Here is a 3,016-nt window from a genome sequence, read left to right as displayed (position 1 = left end):
TCGCCGTCCTTCATCGCCGCGACGGCTTCGGCAGCCTTGTCACCGATACAATCGGCGGCGAAGCTAACCGGACGGCCGAGCACTTGCGCCGTCGCGCGGGCGATCGGCTCCAGCGAGAACTCGGCCGACGGGCCGTCCTTCGGGCGGCCGAAATGCGCCAGCAGGATAACCTTGGCCCCCTTTTTCGAGAGCTCGGCGATGGTCGGCGCGATGCGCTCGATGCGGGTGGCGTCGGTCACCTTGCCGTCGGCGACGGGAACGTTGAGGTCGACGCGCACCAGCACGCGCTTGCCGCCGACGGCGCCGATATCATCGAGTGTCTTGAAGCCGGCCATGGTCCGTTCCTTCCTAGTGCCTTGACACAATTCCGGACGGAAAACCGCCCATACTTTTCCTAGAATTGCTCTAGCGAAAACGCGGCGACCTTACCCGGCGCGAAGGACGATGCAAGGGCCGCGTTGAAGCGCGCGCGCAAAAATGATGTCGGCGTGTGACATCAGCCTTCGCCGGTTGCCTTTTGTCCATCCGGCCCGGGCGCAGCCGCATCGATCGGCACGTCCCCGGCCTCCTGTTGTTCCGCCGGCCTGCGCCAGTTGCGGATCATGGCGGCTATGCGGTCGCCGATTTCGCCGGCGCTCAGGAAAACCGGCACGCGCGCGACCGGCGCGGTCGGCTCGAAGGACAGGCCGAGTCCGGTGATCCGGCCCTTTTCGTCGACATCGCGCACGATCAGCTCGATCGGGCCGATCACCACGCGGTCGGCATATTCGGGATGGCCGCCGAGCCGCTCTGTAACGAGTGCCGCAACGGTGAGCTTCTGTTCGGCCTCGGTCAGGCCCGGCGCATAGGCGGCTTCCAGCTCCGCGGCCGAGCGGGCGGGATCGAGCGCGAAGGCGCCGAAGAAGTCGGCGTCCTCGGGATCGACCACGGCGCGGCTGGCGAAGAGCTTGTCGAGCAGGCGCGGGTAGCGGTCCGGCACGAAGATGTAGACCTGATCGCCGGCTGCCAGCCGGCCCATGTCCTGGAAGCGCATGGAGCGCCCGTCGCGCAAAACCAGCGAGGGTCTCGCCCAGCGCGGGATGCGCTCGCCGCGCGCCACCGGGCTGCCGGGTGCCACGCGATAGGCAAGCAGCTCATGATGCGCCGAGCCCGGCAATTCGAGCTCGACCTTATCCAGCGGACCGAGACGCGCGGGGACGATGAGGCCCAGGCGCCGCGCCAGCGGACCGACCGTCCAGCCCTGGACCACCAGCGACACGAGCACGATGATGAAGGCGGCGTTGAAGATCAGGCGGCCATGCTCGAGGCCGCCCAGCAGCGGCGTGATGGCCAGCAGGATCGAGACTGCGCCGCGCAAGCCGACCCAGGAGACGAAGGCGACCTCGGGACGCGGCAGGCGGAAAGGGATCAGGCAGAGCCAGACGGCCAACGGCCGCGCCACGAAGATCAGGAACAGGCCGAGCAGGACCGCCGGCACCAGGATCGCCGGGAACTGCGAGGGCGTGGCGAACAGGCCGAGGATCAGGAACATGATGATCTGCGCCAGCCATGACATGCCGTCCTGGAAGCGCTTCAGGATGGTAACGGCGCGGATGTCCGAATTGCCGGCGATCAGCCCGGCAAGGTAGACGGCGAGGAAACCCGAGCCGCCGATTGCGCCGGCCGCCGCGAACACCATCAGCGAGAGCGTCAGCACGAAGATCGGCAACAGGCCATGGTCGAGATTGAGCCGCTCGACAAGACGCACGATGCCAAAGCCGCCGAGCACGCCGATAATGGCACCGACCCCCATATTGGCGAGGAAGCCGAGCAAAAGGTTGGTGGCCAGCACATTGGCTTCAGGGTTGGCATGCGCGGCGATGATCTCGACCAGGGTGATGGTAAGGAAGATGGCGATCGGGTCGTTGGTGCTGGATTCCACTTCGAGCGTCGAGCGAACGCGCTCGCGCAGATGGATTTCGCCGGCGCGCAGCAGGAAGAACACGGCCGCCGCATCGGTGGAGGCGACGGCCGCGCCGAGCAGCGAGGATTCGAGCCAGTCGAGATTGAGCAGATAATAGGCGGCCACGCCGAAAATGCCGGTGGTGAGAACGACGCCGACCGTGGCCAGCGACAGCGCCGGCCCGGCCGCCTGACGCAGCGCGTTGAGCGGCGTGCCGAAACCCGAATCGAACAGGATGACGGCTAAGGCAAGTGAGCCGGCAAAATAAGCCAGCCGCGCATTGTCGAATTCGATGCCGAGGCCGTCGACGCCGGTGGCAAGGCCGATGCAGAGGAAGAGGAGCAGCAAAGGAGCGCCGAAGCGGAAGGCGATCAGGCTCGAAAACGCGGCGGCGACAATGAGCGCCGTGCCGACCAGCGTCACGAGATATATCGCATGCTCCATCCGCCAGCGCCCCTCAAGTCCCTCTCATTTGTCGATTTACGGGAGAGTGGGGCGAAGACATGACCAGTGCAAGGCAACAGCATGTTTTTTGGCTCAGCCGGCCAAATAAAAAACGCCCGGCCAAGCCGGGCGTTTCAAAACGCTGGAGCACGCCTGGATCAGGCGATGGTCTTGCCGAAGGCGACGGCGGTGTCGCCCATGCGGTTCGAGAAGCCCCATTCATTGTCGTACCAGGACAGGACCGAAACGAAGTTGCCGTCCATGACCTTGGTCTGGTCGAGCGCCACGATCGAGGAATGCGGATCGTGGTTGAAGTCGATCGACACGTTCGGGTGATGGGTGACCGAGAGCACACCCTTGAGCTTGCCCTTCGAAGCGGCGATGAGCGCCTCGTTGATCTCCTGCGGCGTGGTCGAGCGCTTGGCGATGAACTTGAAGTCGACGACCGAGACGTTCGGGGTCGGCACGCGGATCGAGATGCCGTCGAGCTTGCCCTTGAGGTCGGGCAGCACGAGGCCGATCGCCTTGGCGGCGCCCGTCGAGGTCGGGATCTGCGACAGCGCCGCGGCGCGGGCGCGGTAGAGATCCTTGTGCATGGTGTCGAGCGTCGGCTGGTCGCCGGTGTAGGAG

General features: G+C 65.7%; 2 protein-coding genes and 1 pseudogene. All 3 read right to left on the bottom strand.

Annotated features, from left to right (window positions below; translation table 11 throughout):
• Window positions 1-335, bottom strand: a 335-nt coding sequence (gene pgk, locus EOD07_RS28780) for a phosphoglycerate kinase (RefSeq protein ID WP_127237769.1), incomplete at its 3' end; no start/stop codon positions are given.
• 161 nt (window positions 336-496) lie between these two features.
• A complete protein-coding gene (locus tag EOD07_RS28775) occupies window positions 497-2,386 on the bottom strand; it encodes a potassium/proton antiporter (RefSeq protein WP_127237768.1) in 1,890 nt (629 codons plus the stop codon).
• Between the two features lie 158 nt (window positions 2,387-2,544).
• A pseudogene (locus EOD07_RS28770) lies at window positions 2,545-3,016 on the bottom strand (glyceraldehyde-3-phosphate dehydrogenase); the annotation flags it as partial.

It is taken from the genome of Mesorhizobium sp. M2C.T.Ca.TU.002.02.1.1 (genome assembly GCF_003997225.1).
The sequence above is the reverse complement of the archived record's forward strand: the minus strand, read 5'-3'. Positions and strand labels throughout refer to the sequence as shown.

Coding starts and splice junctions, on each gene's coding strand:
- EOD07_RS28775 (WP_127237768.1), bottom strand. CDS start 2,386: ATGGAGCATGCGATATATCTCGTGACGCTGGTCGGCACGGCGCTCATT.